This window comes from Shewanella goraebulensis, from assembly GCF_030252245.1.
GTDB lineage: Bacteria > Pseudomonadota > Gammaproteobacteria > Enterobacterales > Shewanellaceae > Shewanella > Shewanella goraebulensis.
The window spans coordinates 3,343,233-3,359,806 of sequence record NZ_CP126972.1 but is presented as its reverse complement, the minus strand read 5'-3'; the positions used below and the strand labels follow the sequence as shown (position 1 = coordinate 3,359,806).

Annotated in this window: 13 protein-coding genes and 1 riboswitch; of the genes, 4 read left to right on the top strand and 9 right to left on the bottom strand. The window is 40.8% G+C overall.

All coding sequences use genetic code 11. The annotated features are described in order from the left end of the window. Window positions 1-65: 65 nt before the first annotated feature. From QPX86_RS14225 to QPX86_RS14195, 7 genes are all read right to left on the bottom strand, one after another. Window positions 66-536, bottom strand: coding sequence for a copper resistance protein NlpE (locus tag QPX86_RS14225; RefSeq protein ID WP_285163053.1), 471 nt, complete (start codon window positions 534-536; stop codon window positions 66-68). A 57-nt stretch (window positions 537-593) separates the two neighbouring features. Continuing rightward, window positions 594-1,739 (bottom strand): patatin-like phospholipase family protein, encoded by a 1,146-nt coding sequence (locus QPX86_RS14220; protein WP_220755585.1) that lies wholly within the window; start codon window positions 1,737-1,739, stop codon window positions 594-596. A gap of 216 nt (window positions 1,740-1,955) precedes the next feature. Next, window positions 1,956-3,671 (bottom strand): proline--tRNA ligase, encoded by a 1,716-nt coding sequence (locus QPX86_RS14215; RefSeq protein ID WP_285163052.1) that lies wholly within the window; start codon window positions 3,669-3,671, stop codon window positions 1,956-1,958. A 228-nt stretch (window positions 3,672-3,899) separates the two neighbouring features. After that, on the bottom strand, window positions 3,900-4,517 hold the full coding sequence (locus QPX86_RS14210; RefSeq protein ID WP_285163051.1) for an acyltransferase: 618 nt from the start codon (window positions 4,515-4,517) through the stop codon (window positions 3,900-3,902). Between the two features lie 77 nt (window positions 4,518-4,594). Continuing rightward, window positions 4,595-5,332 carry a tRNA (N6-threonylcarbamoyladenosine(37)-N6)-methyltransferase TrmO gene (gene tsaA, locus QPX86_RS14205; protein WP_285163050.1) on the bottom strand — a complete coding sequence of 246 codons (738 nt, stop codon included), beginning with the start codon at window positions 5,330-5,332 and terminating at the stop codon, window positions 4,595-4,597. Window positions 5,333-5,356: 24 nt separating this feature from the next. Then, a complete protein-coding gene (rcsF, locus tag QPX86_RS14200) occupies window positions 5,357-5,752 on the bottom strand; it encodes an Rcs stress response system protein RcsF (RefSeq protein ID WP_220755588.1) in 396 nt (131 codons plus the stop codon). A 153-nt stretch (window positions 5,753-5,905) separates the two neighbouring features. After that, window positions 5,906-6,310, bottom strand: coding sequence for an H-NS histone family protein (locus tag QPX86_RS14195; RefSeq protein WP_220755589.1), 405 nt, complete (start codon window positions 6,308-6,310; stop codon window positions 5,906-5,908). 443 nt (window positions 6,311-6,753) lie between these two features. Between QPX86_RS14195 and QPX86_RS14190 the strand changes: the two genes are divergently transcribed. The 3 genes from QPX86_RS14190 (at window position 6,754) to QPX86_RS14180 (ending at window position 11,212) form a co-directional block, all read left to right on the top strand. Further along, a complete protein-coding gene (locus tag QPX86_RS14190) occupies window positions 6,754-7,503 on the top strand; it encodes an electron transfer flavoprotein subunit beta/FixA family protein (RefSeq protein WP_220755590.1) in 750 nt (249 codons plus the stop codon). Between the two features lie 2 nt (window positions 7,504-7,505). Then, complete coding sequence (locus tag QPX86_RS14185; RefSeq protein WP_220755591.1) at window positions 7,506-8,429, top strand: electron transfer flavoprotein subunit alpha/FixB family protein; 924 nt, start codon at window positions 7,506-7,508, stop codon at window positions 8,427-8,429. A 929-nt stretch (window positions 8,430-9,358) separates the two neighbouring features. Continuing rightward, a riboswitch (Lysine riboswitch) is annotated at window positions 9,359-9,579 on the top strand. A 76-nt stretch (window positions 9,580-9,655) separates the two neighbouring features. Beyond that, window positions 9,656-11,212 (top strand): Na+/H+ antiporter NhaC family protein, encoded by a 1,557-nt coding sequence (locus QPX86_RS14180; protein ID WP_220755592.1) that lies wholly within the window; start codon window positions 9,656-9,658, stop codon window positions 11,210-11,212. 153 nt (window positions 11,213-11,365) lie between these two features. On the opposite strand, the gene QPX86_RS14175 is transcribed toward QPX86_RS14180, so the two are convergent. After that, window positions 11,366-13,501: a M3 family metallopeptidase gene (locus QPX86_RS14175; RefSeq protein WP_285163049.1), complete on the bottom strand. Its 2,136-nt coding sequence runs from the start codon at window positions 13,499-13,501 to the stop codon at window positions 11,366-11,368. Window positions 13,502-13,852: 351 nt separating this feature from the next. On the opposite strand from QPX86_RS14175, the gene QPX86_RS14170 reads away from it, so the two are divergent. Next, complete coding sequence (locus QPX86_RS14170) at window positions 13,853-14,431, top strand: thymidine kinase (protein ID WP_102528814.1); 579 nt, start codon at window positions 13,853-13,855, stop codon at window positions 14,429-14,431. Window positions 14,432-14,627: 196 nt separating this feature from the next. Here the strand turns inward: QPX86_RS14170 and QPX86_RS14165 are convergent, their stop codons facing one another. Next, window positions 14,628-16,418 (bottom strand): acyl-CoA dehydrogenase C-terminal domain-containing protein, encoded by a 1,791-nt coding sequence (locus tag QPX86_RS14165; RefSeq protein ID WP_285163048.1) that lies wholly within the window; start codon window positions 16,416-16,418, stop codon window positions 14,628-14,630. Between the last annotated feature and the right edge of the window lie 156 nt (window positions 16,419-16,574).

Below are 16,574 nucleotides of genomic sequence, written 5' to 3'. Positions count from 1 at the left end.
TTTTTACCTAATTTGAATTTCGAACGAAAGCAAAAAAAATCACCTAAGACGGTGAATTTTTTTGTTCAATCTTTTGCATGTGATGATTGATTCGAAGTATCTGAGCTAATTGATGATTTATTGGGTAGATCGGCAATTTTATTCACTATGTATTTTTCTTCATCATCGCCGCGAATTCGTTGGCTCTCGACATTCAATAAATACATTTTTCCATCAACCACATGATAAATTTGGCCACGGTCTAAATAGATAATATTGCCGGTTTTGTCCCAGTGAAATATGCCGCCATTCTTAAATGGTAGGGGAGTTTGGCCTAAATGTTCAGTAGATATTTTATATTGATTCGGTGGTATTAAAGTGAGGGTTGTTTTCATACCATCACAACTCGGGCACGGAAAAGTGCCTTGATACACTCCTGGCCAGTCGACGGTGTGTATGCTTCCTTTGGCAGGATCTGGGTCGAAAGTTAATTGTGGTTCAGAGCAAGCGGTGAGCACTATGACTACTATCGCTGCAATTATCCTTATTGCGCTCATGAGCATTCCTTTGGTATTTGAACTTGTATAGGGTCAATCAGGCTTTACATAATTGACTTACCTGTCCTTTGTGAGTGCTGGGTCGATATTAAAAAACGTTTTAATAGTATCAATCTGCGTCATTGCGTCTTGGTAACCTAATTCAATTAAAGCACTCGTGTAGGCTTTTTCAAATAATAAATATGAGACGACACTGGAGTCGGTTTCGCAATCAACCCCAAAAAATTTGAGTAACACCCTAATAGCAATGGGTAACTCTTTAAAATATCGCGCGGCTATCTCACTTAAATCTTCACTGGGTTTTATGACCAAAGTATCAATTTTTCGCAAATTTATTAGCTTAGCATCCGCTTCTGGAATTAACGCTAATGTGGTGTTAATCCGCTCTAACCGTTCCAAATCACTATTTAAGGTATCTGAGAAAATAGTATCAAGTAAGTGACCTGCAATGGTGGCCGTTTTTGGATGGGCGTCGACTTCGTTATGGTGTTGTTGATGGGGACTATCGAGATTAATCACCATGATTTTATCTGCGCCTAAATGTATGGGGCTGGATAGTGGGGACAGTTGGTGCACCGATCCATCTCCAAAATAAGCTTGATTTAATTTAATCGACGGAAAAACTAATGGAATAGCAGATGTAGCCATTAAATGGTCTGTGGTTAAAGTGCAGCGATTTCCTTGTCGTCTGGCTCTTTGCCAGTCACTTACACTGCTATTGGCTTGAAAGAAGCTGTAAGAGTGAGAGTCGTTGTAGCTTGATGCATCTAAACTAATGGCTTTGAGTGCGCCGCTACCAATATTGCGCTCTATTCGCTGAAAATCAATCAACTGGTTAAGCAGACAGCGAAGTGGTGCATTGTCTAATAAGCTGCCAGCATCGGTATTCATTTTATCGCTCTGTAGGCCTTTAAGCGCCATTTTACACAGATGCTTAAATACTCGCGGAAACGATGAATGGTAGACTTTTTTAGTTTCAAAATGACGCCATACCCAATCTAGCTTTTTAACACCTAAGTGAAAACATGAAGCGTGGGTGGCCAAAGATGTGGCGTTAATCGCACCAGCGGACGTACCACTGATTATTTCAAACGGAATGTGATGATTACGAGGATACAGTTGAACCAAGGCCTTTAACACCCCAATTTGATATGCTGCTCGTGCGCCACCACCGCCTAAAACAAGTGCAATTGATTCTGACAACTAAGATCTCCTTCCTAATGACTAACGTCATGATATCAGTATGGTTAATAATATCTGGTTCGACGAGTAATTGAACAATTATTTCATCTTTAACAGGCAGAGTTTTTAGACTGGATAAACGATTAGGCATAAAAAAACGCACCTTATGGTGCGTCTTTATCTCGACAGGTCTTAATGTAAACTAAGGCTTTGCGATTTGAATAAGGTTAAATTGAATTAACCTTTAATTGAAGACTTGATGAAATCAACAATTTGATCAAATGAGATATCTTGCTTCTCACCCGTGCGGCGGTTCTTATATTCGAATACGCCAGCATCGATGTTGCGGTCACCAATGACTACAACGTGCGGTAAGCCAACTAATTCCATATCGTTGAACATCACACCAGGACGTTCTTTACGATCGTCTAATAAGATTTCAATGCCTTCATCAGCTAAATCTTTATATAGCTGTTCAGCCATTTCTTTAACGCGATGAGATTTGTGCATGTTCATTGGTAAAATACCCACAGTGAACGGTGCAAGTGACTCTGGTAGCATCATGCCGCGCTCGTCATGATTTTGCTCGATTGCTGCTGCAACGATACGGCTAACACCTGCACCGTAACAACCCATCATCATCACTTTAGATTTACCGTTTTCATCAAGTACGGTAGCGCCCATAGCTTCAGAGTAGTTAGTGCCTAATTGGAAAATATGACCCACTTCAATACCGCGAGCGAAAGCATAAGTACCTTTGCCATCTGGTGTCGCTTCACCTTCAACTACGTTACGGATATCCATAGCGTGAGCCATTGGTAAATCACGTTCCCAGTTGATGCCGAAGAAGTGCTTACCTTCTTGGTTAGCACCTGCGCCAAAATCACTGATAACAGCAACATCTTTGTCGATGATAACTGGCATTTCAAGACCCACAGGGCCTAATGAACCAGGGCCAGCACCCACCGCTGCTTTGATTTCTTCATCGCTGGCAAATTCAAAAGGTGAAAGCACAAGTTCGTGTTTTTCAGCTTTTAATTCATTTAGCTCATGATCGCCACGAACCACTAAAGCTACCAATGGCGCTTCTTCAGTTGCACCTTTAGCGATCAGTGTTTTCACTGTCTTAGTGATTTCAATATCAAATTGTTCAACTAATTCAGCGATAGTTTTTGCATCAGGCGTATCAACAAGTGTCATTTCTTGTGATGGCGCAGCTAATGTCGCTGTTGGTAGTGGAGATTCAGCTTTCTCGATGTTAGCGGCATAGTCGCTATCAGTTGAATAAGCGATTAAATCTTCACCGCTGTTGGCTAATACGTGGAATTCGTGGGAAGTGTCACCACCAATTGAACCTGTGTCAGCTATAACAGAACGGAATGCTAAGCCCATACGGGTGAAAATATTGTTATACGCTTCATGCATTGCTGCGTATGTAGTGTCCATACATTCTTGATTCAAATGGAAAGAGTATGCGTCTTTCATCAAGAATTCACGAGCACGCATCACGCCAAAACGAGGGCGAACTTCATCACGGAATTTAGTTTGTACTTGATACAGACTCAGTGGAAGTTGCTTGTAAGAGCTTACTTCTTTGCGCACTAAGTCAGTAATCACTTCTTCGTGAGTTGGGCCTAATACGAAGTCACGGTTGTGGCGGTCTTGAAAACGTAATAACTCAGGACCAAACTTTTCCCAGCGACCCGTTTCAACCCAAAGATCTGCAGGCTGAACTAACGGCATTAAGATTTCAATTGCACCTGCTTTGTCCATTTCTTCACGGATAATCGCTTCAACCTTACGTAAAACACGTAGGCCGCTCGGTAACCATGAATAAAGACCTGATGCATTACGACGGATAAAACCCGCACGTAGCATTAATTGATGGCTGGCAACCTCTGCATTAGCAGGGGTTTCTTTTTGTGTTGAAAGCAGGTAATTGCTAACTCGCATTCCCAATGTCCACTTAGTAACTATTAATGGGCGACATTTTAGCACTTGCCACGATGTTGTCACCAGATAATTGATGTGAAAAATGCTTTATTGTAGCTGCTGCAGAAGAGAGTGGACTGGCTAGGTTGTCAGCGATGACTTTAACAATGAACTTCGCGGAAATAAATACACATATTGAGCCAGACCTAAGCCACCCCAAGTAGCACTGTCGTGGGTTAATTAAACAGGCTATTTATCTCGTCTATCGCCAATGATTTTGGCAGGGTTTCCTGCAACAATGGCAAACTCAGGGACATCTTTTGTCACTATGCTGCCCATACCAACAACGGCTTGGTTACCGATTTTTACACCATCTACTATCCCTGCTTGTGCTCCAACCCAAACATCTTCACCTATGGTGATGCCTTTTGCGCTAACGGGTTGCTGATAAATGGGGGAGTCTACAGACATGCCATGGTTGAAAGCATAAATCGTTACGTTATTGGCAATACGTGTTCTGTCGCCAATGCTAATGCCTACTCTTCCGCCATCGAATGAACAGCCATGATTAATTGCCACTTCATTCCCCATCGTAATTGGCCCATGTAGAAATACATCGGCGGCAATCATGCATTGATTACCGATATGGATATCTCGGCCACGCTCAGCAAATAAATGCGCCTCTGGGGCAATAAAGCATTGCTCACCAATATGAATAGTTTCAACTTGCATCAATAATTGTTGAATGTTGTCTTGCCAAGGTTTAGCCCAAACTAAATGTTTTTCTTTTAAGGAAAAATACAGCCAAGGCATCCAAGATAAACGTTTTTTATGTTGGCTTTGATAGTCTGGTTTATCATTGGTCATGGTTATGGACTTTTTTATTTGAGCATTAAATGGAGGTAGAGTCGGTATTTACAACAACTTTGACAGGCTTTGAGCTGTTAACATACCGAGGTCGGCTTTATTTCAATCACTTCAATCTTGTCATTATTAATATGCCAAAAAATATCGATATCATATAGGGCGACTTGATATATTTTAGGGTCAAGCTTTGCTTTTTTATATGCTGGGCGAGGGTCTTGAGCTAAAACATCATTAACCACTTGCTGTAAATTTACCAATTGTTGAGTGCTAGAATAATCTGCAAGTTGCTCTTGTGCTAATTGGCTAAATTCAACTTCTATAAGCTTAGGCGTTGATTGTGCTATTCCACCACTGGCATTATCAATAGAGTCTGAAAAAGGAATATAGGGTTTAATATCGATGATGGGCGTGCCATCTAATAAATCCATTCCTGATATTTCTAAACAGACTTTACCATTGCGTTGCACGACGTTGTGTAATTTTACTACTGACTGACCAATACCGTTTGGTCTAAATGTAGAGCGAGTGGCAAATACACCTAGCTTTTCGTTTCCGCCTAATCTTGGCGGCCTAACAGTATTTTTCCAACCTTGGGCTAAGTTTTCGTGAAAACAAAAAAGCAGCCACAAGTGAGAGTATTGTTCAATACCACGAACTGCATCGAGGTTATTAACGTGCGGAGCGAGTTCAACCCAGCCTCGCACATTTACCAAACCAGGTTGTCTTGGTATTCCAAATTTTTGTTTGTACGGTGTGCGACATATTGCAACAGCTTCTATCTGAGAGCTAAAAGACTGTTTAGAATATTTATTCATTTATTTAACTAATATATTTATCGGTTATTCAGTAATTTCAGTTTTAATTGCTTGGCCGACACAAAAGGCTTGGGTATAACAGGTATTGTTCTTCTGTTCTGTTAATAAGCACTTTTTCACTATTAATCCATTGGCACCTAATTCAACTGCTTTTTTACGAGCCTCAGTGCGCGCATCTGCGATATTCGCTGGCACACCATCTTCAGTTTCTTGGCAAGACTCGCCTTCGACTAATCCGACAATTTCAAACGCACCTTTAGGGCGTTCACCATCTTTGTATAACACTACGCCAGAAGGTTTGAAGTATTCATCAATCGCTTCACCGTCTAAATTACTGTTGAATGAGTAATTACCTGAACAAGCTGATAAAAGTACAGTCGAAAGGGCTGTGAATAACGCAAGCTGACGAGAAGTGTTCATAATACGACCTAATTCTTTTGAGTGCATTAAAGAGGGAGTTCTGGGTTACAGTTTACATGGCTAACAAGGTTGTGGAAATACTTGCTGACAGAGTTCTGACGATAAAAAAAGAGCCTACCGAAGTAAGCTCTATAATTGCAGAAAAGATAACCTTTATTCCATGCCAGGAATTAAAAAGTCTTCCATTTTCTTACCAGCATCAATTTGTGTTTTAAATACAGTTGGCATACGACCTTGACCAGTCCACTGAATTAATTCACCTTCAACTTCTATTTGATATTTAGCTGGACGCGGAGCGCGTTTCTTTGGCGCAGGCTTAGCAGTGATTTCACCTAAGTCTTCAATTGATAAACCACTGTTTTCAATTTGCGCTAATATTTCAGCAATACGTTCGTTACGTTCTGCATTCGCTTCTAATTCAGCTTTCTCGTCTTCTTCTCTCTCAGTAATAATCTTTTCAAGTTTTACTGACAGTTCACGTAAATCTTCTAGTGATAACTCTTTTACTGCTGCTTTAAAACGACGACCATGTGTTAAAATTTCTAAAAAGTCACTCATATCAATGTGCATCCTAATGATTTTAAATAATAAGTATCTCAAGTAATTCAGTGGCTATTAAATAATACTTATCAAAACTCTTGATTGTTTAATTGTAATCAACCGAAAGCGTAAATTGATTTGACCATTTAAATGTTAAAAAATAATAGTAGAAAACACGGTTACTTGAATCGGCTTTAATAATAGAAACTAAACTTGTTTGGATCAAATAAAAAAATCAATAAATGAACAAAATTTAAATAAAAAAGCGTAAATAAAGCGATAGATTAATAAATTATTACATAATACAACTTATTTATAAGCATCAACTTAACCAAAAAAATATAAAACAAGTGTTTGACTTCGGTTGACGTTAACGTTAACAGGACGTAAAGTTGTGCCATATTGCATTGGTGACAACCAATGTGCCATCCACATACATTGAAGGTGTAGAAGGAAATCCCATGAAAGTATTGGTGCCTGTAAAGCGCGTAGTCGATGCCAATGTGAAAGTCAGAGTAAAGGCTGATAACACAAATGTTGATACTGCTAATTTGAAAATGGCGTTAAACCCATTTTGTGAAATTGCTGTAGAAGAAGCAGTTCGATTGAAAGAAGCGGGAAGTGCGACAGAGATCGTGGTTGTCAGTGTTGGATCTAAAGCTGTACAAGAGCAGCTACGTACATCAATGGCATTGGGAGCAGATCGTGCTATTCATGTGCAAACAGATGAAGAGTTAGTGCCTTTATCAATTGCTAAAATTCTTAAAGCCGTGCAAGAAAAAGAACAAGCGGACTTGGTGATTTTTGGCAAACAGTCAATTGATGGCGATAATAACCAAACCGGTCAAATGCTTGCTGCATTAACCCAAATGCCTCAAGCCACATTTGCTTCAGAGCTTAAGTTAAGCGTTGATGGAGCTGAAGTTACCCGTGAAGTGGATGGTGGTTTACAAACACTTAAGATGCCGCTTCCTGCTGTTGTGACTGCAGATTTACGCTTAAATGAGCCACGCTACGCTTCACTACCAAATATTATGAAAGCTAAGCGTAAGCCGCTTGAGACACTTTCAATTGATGATTTAGGTGTGAGCTTAAAAGCACATCAAAATATCGTGAAGGTGACTCCTCCTGCTGAGCGTCAAGCTGGGATCATGGTAAGTTCAGTAGCTGAGCTAGTTGAAAAGTTAAAAAATGAAGCGAAGGTGATCTAATTATGGCCATTTTAGTATTAGCAGAACACGATAATGCAAGTTTGAAGCTAGACACTGCAAAAGTGGTTAGTGCAGCTACTGCCATTGGTAGTGATGTTCATGTATTAGTTGCTGGCAGCGCATGCGGTGCAGCAGTTTCTGCAGCTCAAGCATTAACTGGTGTGAGTAAAGTATTAGTTGCTGATTCAGCTGCTTATGAAGCGCAAATGGCTGAAAACTTATCTGAATTAGTGGTTAAGCTTGCTGGTGATTACGACTATATTGTTGCAGCTGCTACCAGTGTGGGTAAAGATACATTACCTCGCGTCGCTGCACTTTTAGATGTAGCACAAATATCTGAAGTGATTGAAGTGGTAAGCGCAGATACGTTTGTGCGTCCTATTTATGCAGGTTCTGCGTTAGCGACAGTACAAAGCTTAGATGACAAAAAAGTATTAACCGTTCGTACCAGTGCATTCGATGCTGCGGGTAATGAAGGTAGTGCTGAAGCCGTTACCGTTGATTTTGTTGCTGAAGCTAAAACCGTGTTTGTTTCACAAACACTGACTGAGTCTGAACGTCCTGAGTTGGGTAGTGCAGGTGTGATTGTTTCTGGTGGCCGCGGTATGGGCAGTGGCGAGAACTTTGCCATTTTAGAAGCGTTAGCTGACAAAATGACTGCAGCAGTAGGTGCATCTCGCGCAGCTGTTGATGCTGGTTTTGTACCGAATGATTTACAAGTAGGCCAAACAGGTAAGATTGTTGCTCCTGACTTATATATCGCTGTCGGTATTTCTGGTGCTATTCAGCATTTAGCGGGTATGAAAGATTCTAAAGTCATTGTTGCTATTAACAAAGACCCTGAAGCGCCAATTTTCCAAGTGGCTGACTATGGTCTTGAAGCTGATTTATTCGATGCTATACCAGAATTAACCAACGCATTATAAGCTATCGCTGACAGTCCTTAGTCTGTTCCCAGGGGCTGTTATTGATTTGATATGAGTGACTAGTAAAAAAGGTTTTTGTCTTACAGACAAAAACCTTTTTTAATGCCTAGAAAAAAGCGGTATATTTTGGGAGTTATTAACCAGAATTTTATCGAGCGTGATTGGATTGATTACGGGCTTATTGGCTGAATATTTACAAATTAAATTGCTAACTATCAAGCTATTTAAATAGACAAGTTAATTTAAATGTCACTTTTGATAAATCTTCTTTCTAGCTATTTCTAAATGTACTCAAGGTTACAAACTTTCGTAATAAGCTAATGCTTCCTTATTGTTTAAAGCTCCTCTTTAGCGAGTGCTTTTTTAATGACTAAAGGTTTCTTCATTCACTGAGGGCTTATTATTAACAAGTGATTTAAATAGTACTAAATGGATTATTATTCAATATCTTGAGCTGCTAATGTAGCGATAAAAACAATCCTCAATTAAAGTATATGCTCTAATTGTTAAGCCTTAGTGCTTTACTCTAGAGCAACGATTTATTTTAGGTTGCTATATAAGGCTCACTTGCACGCTTGGTTAAGTTAATAATCATCAATGGCACTCACTAATACGACGTTTTATCACTGAGAGCATCAACTGAATTAAAAGTAATCACCCTCAATTAATTACTAAAGCTGTGAAACTACTCATCAATAAATAAAGAAAGTGAACAGCGGCATAATTGACTGAAATCGTCATTATTGATGGATAAATCCACACTTGCTAACAAATCGTTACACGGCTGATAAGCTGCTGTGGTGTTTTTTGATTGTGATGTTATTTCTCACAAGATAAGCTACTTTTATCTGGTAATTAACCTCGTGCTTATGTTTGTATAGTGGCGTGTAATAGCTGAGAGCTTCAAATAAGGTTCTCGCACGGCTGAATACATAAGTAGAGGCGCATCAAATATCAGTAAGGTTAGGTTGGGTGATACCAATAACTTAGCGTGAAAGGATTTGGTGCCGAAGTGAACAGGTTATATCAATGCCGTTTGCTGGGGCAGTTTCCGAAAGGGGCTGCACTGTCATAGTAATTTTTATCCGTGAGGATAAAACAATGGATATCGATGTTGATATCGATATTACTGTGGAGTGCTACTGAAAAGATCCTTGTCTTCGCTTCCTGCGTTGTCTTGCCTTATCAGTTATCCTCCATTCGTACTTAACGAAGAAAATATAAAAATGATGATAACAAGTTATGCCGATTCGGCACTTTCGCTTTTGCCTCCAGTAGTGGCAATTATTTTAGCAGTGGTAACACGTAGAGTTCTTCTTTCACTTGGCTTAGGTATTCTTGCTGGTGTTGTACTTTTAAGTGACTTCTCGTTTGGTGCGGCTGCAAGTCATTTAGTCAGCACTGTGACGAGCTTAGTGTGGGATGACGGCGCGTTAAACGCGTGGAATCTACAGATCATTGGCTTCTTAGTAGTATTAGGGATGATCACCGCATTAATCACTGTAAGTGGTTCTGCACGTGCATTTGCCGATTGGGCGCATCAGCGGATTCGTAATAAACGTGATGCTAAGCTGATGACTATGTTTTTAGGCTGTGTTGTCTTCATTGATGATTACTTCAACAGTATTGTTGTTGGTTCAATAGCTCGTCCTATAACAGACCGCTATCATATATCTCGCGCAAAACTGGCTTATTTATTAGATTCAACTGCTGCGCCAGTGTGTGTTATCTCTCCGGTTTCAAGTTGGGGTGCGTATATCATCGCACTTATCGGCGGCATCTTAACGGCACATGGTTTTGCTGACACGGGTCACTTAAGCGTGTTCCTGCAAATGGTACCGATGAATTTTTACGCCATTTTTGCTCTGTTATTATTACTTTGTGTGGCTATCTTCGGTTTAGATATCGGTCCAATGCGTCAACATGAACGCAATGCACAAAAAGGTGAGTTATTTGACGAAAGCAAAGGCTTACCACCAGGTGCAACAGCTGATTTACCAGAAGCAGATACCGGTAAAATCATGGGCTTGTTCCTACCAATTTTTGTGTTAGTTGCAGCAACGATTTACTTTATGGTTTCAACAGGCGCTGATGCACTTGCAAGCGAAGGCCTTAAGTTTAGTGTGTTAGGTGCATTTGAAAATACTGAAGTTAGTGAGTCTCTATTTTACGGTTCATTAGTGGGCTTAGTAGTTACTGTACTGCTAACCATCCAACAAAAAATTAGCACTAGCATGATGTTTACTGGTCTTAAGGTTGGTGCCAAATCAATGCTTCCAGCAATCTATATTTTGCTATTTGCTTGGACTATCGCATCTGTGATTGGTGAGCTTGAAACAGGCAAGTACATGGCAAGCCTTGCGACTGGCAATATTCCGTTTGCATTACTGCCTGCAGTATTATTTTTACTGGCTGGTTTAACCGCATTTTCAACCGGCACTAGCTGGGGTACGTTTGGTATTATGTTACCAATCGCTGCCGATATGGCGATGGGCAGTGACAGCACTATGATGTTACCAATGCTTGCTGCAGTATTATCTGGCGCGGTATTTGGCGACCATTGTTCACCAATTTCAGATACTACAATTCTGTCTTCTACTGGTGCAAGTTGTCATCATCTTGATCATGTTATGACGCAATTACCTTACGCAGTTATTGTGGCAGCATTAAGCTTAGTGGGCTACACAGTACTTGGTTTTACAGGTTCTGTTGCTATGGGCTTTATTACTTGTTCTGTGTTGTTTGTATTGGCTGTATTAGGGTTAAAAATTGCAACCAAGTAATTCTATTGAAGAGCTCTTGTGAAGAGCTCTTTTAAAGTAACTATTTATAAAATTGCTTTAGACTTTAATTGCTTTAAACTTTATAAATCAAGCCATAAAAAATGCCACTCAACTGAGTGGCATTTTTGTACGAGAGTTAATTAAATCTTAGATTTACTTTAATCCACGACGTTCTAGTAGACCATCTGTCGTCGGCGCTTGACCTCTGAAGTTTTGGTAAGCTTCCATTGGCGGTACACTATTGCCAACTTCACGGATAGTTTTTCTAAACTTCATTCCGATTTCACGATTTAAACCGCCTTGAGTTTGCACATAAGCAAAAGCATCAGCGGCTAGGATTTCACTCCACATGTAAGCATAGTAACTTGCTGAATACCCACCTGGGAACGCGTGTGCAAAGTAAGTTGAGCGGTAACGAGGCGGCACTGCTGGTAAATCAACTCCATGTTTCTTAAGCGCATTAGCTTCAAACGTTTCCACATCTTGCAGCGGGGCATTAGCATCTAATGCGTGCCATTCTAAATCAAGCAGTGCAGCAGACATGTACTCTAAGGTATCAAAACCTTGGTTAAAGCTTCTTGATGCTAATAACTTTTGCAGTAAATCATCAGGGATTGGCTTACCCGTATCATAGTGTTTGGCGTAATTGGCTAACACTTTAGGGTGCGCGGCCCAGTCTTCTTCGAAAGTGGATGGGAATTCAACAAAGTCACGTGATACAGAAGTGCCTGCAAGTGATGGGTATTTCACTTTTGAGAACATGCCGTGAGTACCGTGCCCCATTTCATGGAACATGGTAGTTGCTTCATCGTAGCTGACAAACGTAGGTTGGCCTTCAGGCGCCTTTTTAATGTTCATCACGTTCACAACAACAGGTTTCTGGTTTAGTAACTGAGATTGACCCACAAACGAGCTCATCCAAGCACCACCACGTTTGCCTTCACGGGCAAAGTAATCAGCGTAGAAGATTGCCATGCTACTGCCATCTTCATCAAACATCTCGTAAGCTTTTACATCAGGATGATATACAGGTAAATCTGGACGAGGTTTAAGCGTTACGCCGTATAGCTCTTGAAGGGTAAAGAACACGCCGTCTTCTAATACACGGTTAAACTCAAAGTAAGGCTTGATTGATGCTGCATCAAGGTCGAACTTTTCTTTACGTACTAGCTCTGCGTAATAAGCCCAATCCCATGGTGCTAAAGTAAAATCACCGCCTGTTTTATTGATCATCGCTTGAATGTCAGCGGCTTCTTTTTGGGTGTTTTCAACCACGGCTGGCACCATTGAGCCAAACATGTCATATACCGCTTCTGGTGTTTTAGCCATTTGCGGGGCTAAGCGGTAATCAGACCAAGTGTCAAAACCTAGTAAATTAGCTTTTTTAGCACGAAGCTGTGCTAATCGCGCGACTAAAGACGCTGTTTCGTTATCACCTGCTAATCCGCGATTAGCCGATGCTTCCCAAACCTGCTGACGTAGTTCACGGTTGTCTAGCTGTGCTAATACTGGCTGGCGTGTCGTATTGGTGATGTTGAGAAGGTATTGCCCTTCAAGTCCCGCTGCTTCAGCGTCAGCTTTTGCTGCTGCAATGGCCGATTGTGATAAGCCTGCAAGTTTAGTTTCATCATCGACTTTGACTGCAATCTCTTTACTGAGTCTAAGTAGTCTCTGAGCAAACTCGTTGGTTAATGTTGATTGCTCTTCGTTTAAGTCACGAATTTTTTGTTTTTCAGCTTCTGTAAGTTTAGCTCCAGCAAGGACAAAACGCTGATGATAAACTTCCACTAAGCGGATTTCTTCAGCGGTTAATGAACTGGTAGTACGGCTATCGTAAATCGCTTGAATACGGCTGAATAACTCAGGGTTGAGGTTAATGTTATCTGAGTGCGCCGCCATTTTGGGCGCCATAATGCCTTGTACTTTTCGTAGTTCTGGATTGCTGTTTGAACCTGTTAGATTATAAAAAATGCTAGAAGTACGGGTGAGTAATGTACCGCTTTTCTCCATTGCGACAATGGTGTTTTCAAATGTTGGTGCCGCTGAGTTATTGGCGATATCTAAAATTTGCTGATGATGCTGAGCCATACCAAGCTCTAACGCTGGTTGGTAATGCTCATTTTTCAACTTACTAAAATCAGGCGCTTGATATTGCAAGCTACTGGCTTGCAGTAACGGGTTTTGAAGCTGCACTTGAGCTCCTTGTTCGGCACTGTCTGAATGGGTGTTACTGCAACCGCTTAATGCGAGTGTGGTAGCAATGGCTACTGCGACAATTGTTTTATGCATTTACTTTTTACTTCCTTAATTATAGTTGTTCACGCAATTTATCAATTGTTTCTTAATCGTATATGAAGATTTTGCACTTTCGTGATGCCTGTAGCTGTTGTGAAGTATCACGGCTTAAAAAGTGTGATCTAATTCATTGCAAAATGTAAATATTGTTAAGGTTTTGATGTTTTAAATAAAGGGTGAATTGGATGTATTAGCGAGCTGTTTAGAGGTTTGAGGGGGAAGAAGATGAATAATCTTACAAGAAATACTGCTAGCTGCCTCACGCTATTTAATCCCAGCGTGACTTATCTATAAATCGATTCAATGTTAGACTAAGCGCGATTATAACAATAAGGAACTCCTGTTTTGGCACAACTTTATTTCTATTATTCGGCAATGAATGCAGGCAAATCTACATCACTTTTACAATCATCTTATAACTACCGTGAACGCGGTATGAACACGCTTGTAATGACAGCGTCAATCGATGATCGATATGGTGTGGGAAAAGTTGCATCCAGAATAGGCATTGAAACTGAAGCGCAAGTTTTTGGCGCTGAAGATAACTTATCAAAAATGATTGAAACTGAGCTTGAAACCCAAAAGTTACATTGCATTTTAATTGATGAGTCGCAGTTTTTGAGTAAAGAGCAAGTGAAGCAGTTAACTCATGTGGTAGATAATTTAGATATCCCAGTACTGTGTTATGGCCTTAAAACTGATTTCCAAGGTGAACTGTTTAGTGGCAGTCAGTACCTATTAGCATGGGCTGATAAATTGGTAGAGTTAAAAACCATTTGTCATTGTGGCCGTAAAGCTAACATGGTGGTTCGTCTTGATGGTAATGGCAAACCAATGCGCGAAGGTGAGCAGGTGGCTATTGGTGGTAATGAAAGCTACGAGTCTGTGTGTCGTAAGCATTTTCGTGAATTTATCTGGGATTAATAAACCCAGTAACTTGCTAATAAGTTACTAGCCAACAAGTAACATGGCAATTTGAATTTAAAAAAAACAGCGCCTATTGGCGCTGTTTTTGTTTTGTTACTGACTCAGAACTTCATTTAATTATCCACTTTCATTTTGCTCATTAGCGGTTTCGCATTATTAAATTTGATATTAATGTCGCTAAATAAATGCGTGATTAAAAGTCAGCTTCGTCAAAACCTGTAATCTGGGCACTACTCATTTCAACTTGCTTGCGTAAGCTGCGAGTTTGGCACCCCCAATAACTCATGTAAAAAGAAGCGGTATTCAATTTAGCTTGATAGAAGGCTAGTTCATCGGTGCCAGATTCAATCGCAGCAAGAGATGTTGCTGCAATACGCGCCCACATCCACGCAAGGGCGCTAATGCCAAATAACTGCATATAAGGCATTGATGCCGCGCCAATCATATCGGGGTTAGTTGCTGCTGATTGGGCAATAAAGCCGGTGGCTTTTTCTAAATCACCTGCAGCATCCATTAGCCCTTCAATATAAGGTTTCATGGCATCATTAGTGCTGTGTTCGCCAATAAACTGTTTGACCATATCAGACCACAGACTCAGGGTAGCGCCTTTATCTGAGAGTAATTTTCGTCCGACAAGATCTAAGGCTTGCACACCGTTAGTTCCTTCGTAAAGCATAGCGATACGAATATCACGGACAAACTGCTCCATGCCCCATTCGTTAATATAGCCGTGGCCGCCATAAACTTGCTGTGCATCAACACAAGCTTTAAATCCTTGGTCGGTAACAAAACCTTTTACGATAGGGGTAAATAGAGCGGCAAGAGCTGATGATTGTTTTGCTTTAGCAGGATCGCTATGACGCTCTGCTTGGTCAAGCCATAACGCCTGCTGACCCATTAATGCACGAGTGCCTTCATTGAATGATTTCTGTGACAGCAACATTCGACGGACATCGCCATGAACCAAAATTGAATCAGCAGCTTGGTCAGCCTGTTTAACACCTGATAATGCGCGGCCTTGAATTCGATCTTTGGCGTAAACTAATGCATTTTGGTAGGCAATGTCAGATACACCTAAACCTTGAATTCCAACGCCTAGTCTGGCTTGGTTCATCATGGTAAACATGGCTTTTAGGCCTTGATGAGGCGCACCGACTAATTCGCCTATAGCGCCATCAAATAGCATCACGCAAGTTGAGTTACCGTGAATACCCATCTTATGTTCAAGGGCAGTGGCGCTTAAACTATTGGATTTACCCAATGAGCCGTCTGCATTGACCATAAACTTAGGCACCGCGAATAATGAGATACCTTTAACACCATCAGGGGCATCTGGTAATTTCGCTAACACAAGATGAATTATATTTTCAGCTAAGTCGTGATCGCCAGATGAGATAAATATCTTTTCGCCGCTAATAGCAAACGTGTCATCGCCAAGGGGCTTAGCTTTAGTGCGCAATAGTGCTAGATCAGTACCTGCATGAGATTCAGTGAGGTTCATGGTGCCAGTCCATTCACCGCTGACGAGCTTTTCTAAATACTTTTGTTTCAGCGCATCGCTGCCATGTACATGAATGGCAGAATAGGCGCCATGGGTTAAACCCGGGTACATAGCAAAGGCCATATTGGTGGCGGTTTTCATTTCTGTTGCAAAGGTGCCAATCACTTCGGGTAAGCCTTGACCGCCGTATTCAGGATCGCAGGTAAGCGTTGCCCAGCCATCATCAATGTATTTCTGGTATGCAGCTTTAAATCCTTTTGGGGTGATCACTTTGCCGTTTTCAAGCTGACAACCTTCAAGATCGCCTGAGGCGTTTAATGGCAACATGATGTCGGTGGTGAAATCTGCCACGCCTTGTAAAATCGCATCGGTCAATTCAGGGTCGATTTCGTTAAAACCGTGCAGGTCTGTTTGCTGATAAATATTCAGTAACTCAGATAATATGAACTGATAGTCGCGAAGGGGAGCTTGATAAATCGGCATATTACGATCCTTTGTTGTTTGCTATCTGTTAATCTGCTGATACGAGCTAAGCAAGGCTAACAGAATCCATGACTGTTTATTTCTTCACTGTTTTAGTGTCTTTTATTGTGATTTTTAGCTTATTCCTTAAGCGTTAAAACTACCTTAACCAATTTC

Excerpts from the sequence above, each read along its gene's own strand:
- QPX86_RS14215 (WP_285163052.1), bottom strand. The coding sequence starts at position 3,671 with ATGCGAGTTAGCAATTACCTGCTTTCAACACAAAAAGAAACCCCTGCT.
- QPX86_RS14185 (WP_220755591.1), top strand. The coding sequence starts at position 7,506 with ATGGCCATTTTAGTATTAGCAGAACACGATAATGCAAGTTTGAAGCTA.
- rcsF (WP_220755588.1), bottom strand. The coding sequence starts at position 5,752 with ATGAACACTTCTCGTCAGCTTGCGTTATTCACAGCCCTTTCGACTGTA.
- QPX86_RS14165 (WP_285163048.1), bottom strand. The coding sequence starts at position 16,418 with ATGCCGATTTATCAAGCTCCCCTTCGCGACTATCAGTTCATATTATCT.
- QPX86_RS14190 (WP_220755590.1), top strand. The coding sequence starts at position 6,754 with ATGAAAGTATTGGTGCCTGTAAAGCGCGTAGTCGATGCCAATGTGAAA.
- tsaA (WP_285163050.1), bottom strand. The coding sequence starts at position 5,332 with ATGAATAAATATTCTAAACAGTCTTTTAGCTCTCAGATAGAAGCTGTT.
- QPX86_RS14210 (WP_285163051.1), bottom strand. The coding sequence starts at position 4,517 with ATGACCAATGATAAACCAGACTATCAAAGCCAACATAAAAAACGTTTA.
- QPX86_RS14175 (WP_285163049.1), bottom strand. The coding sequence starts at position 13,501 with ATGCATAAAACAATTGTCGCAGTAGCCATTGCTACCACACTCGCATTA.
- QPX86_RS14180 (WP_220755592.1), top strand. The coding sequence starts at position 9,656 with ATGATGATAACAAGTTATGCCGATTCGGCACTTTCGCTTTTGCCTCCA.
- QPX86_RS14225 (WP_285163053.1), bottom strand. The coding sequence starts at position 536 with ATGAGCGCAATAAGGATAATTGCAGCGATAGTAGTCATAGTGCTCACC.
- QPX86_RS14195 (WP_220755589.1), bottom strand. The coding sequence starts at position 6,310 with ATGAGTGACTTTTTAGAAATTTTAACACATGGTCGTCGTTTTAAAGCA.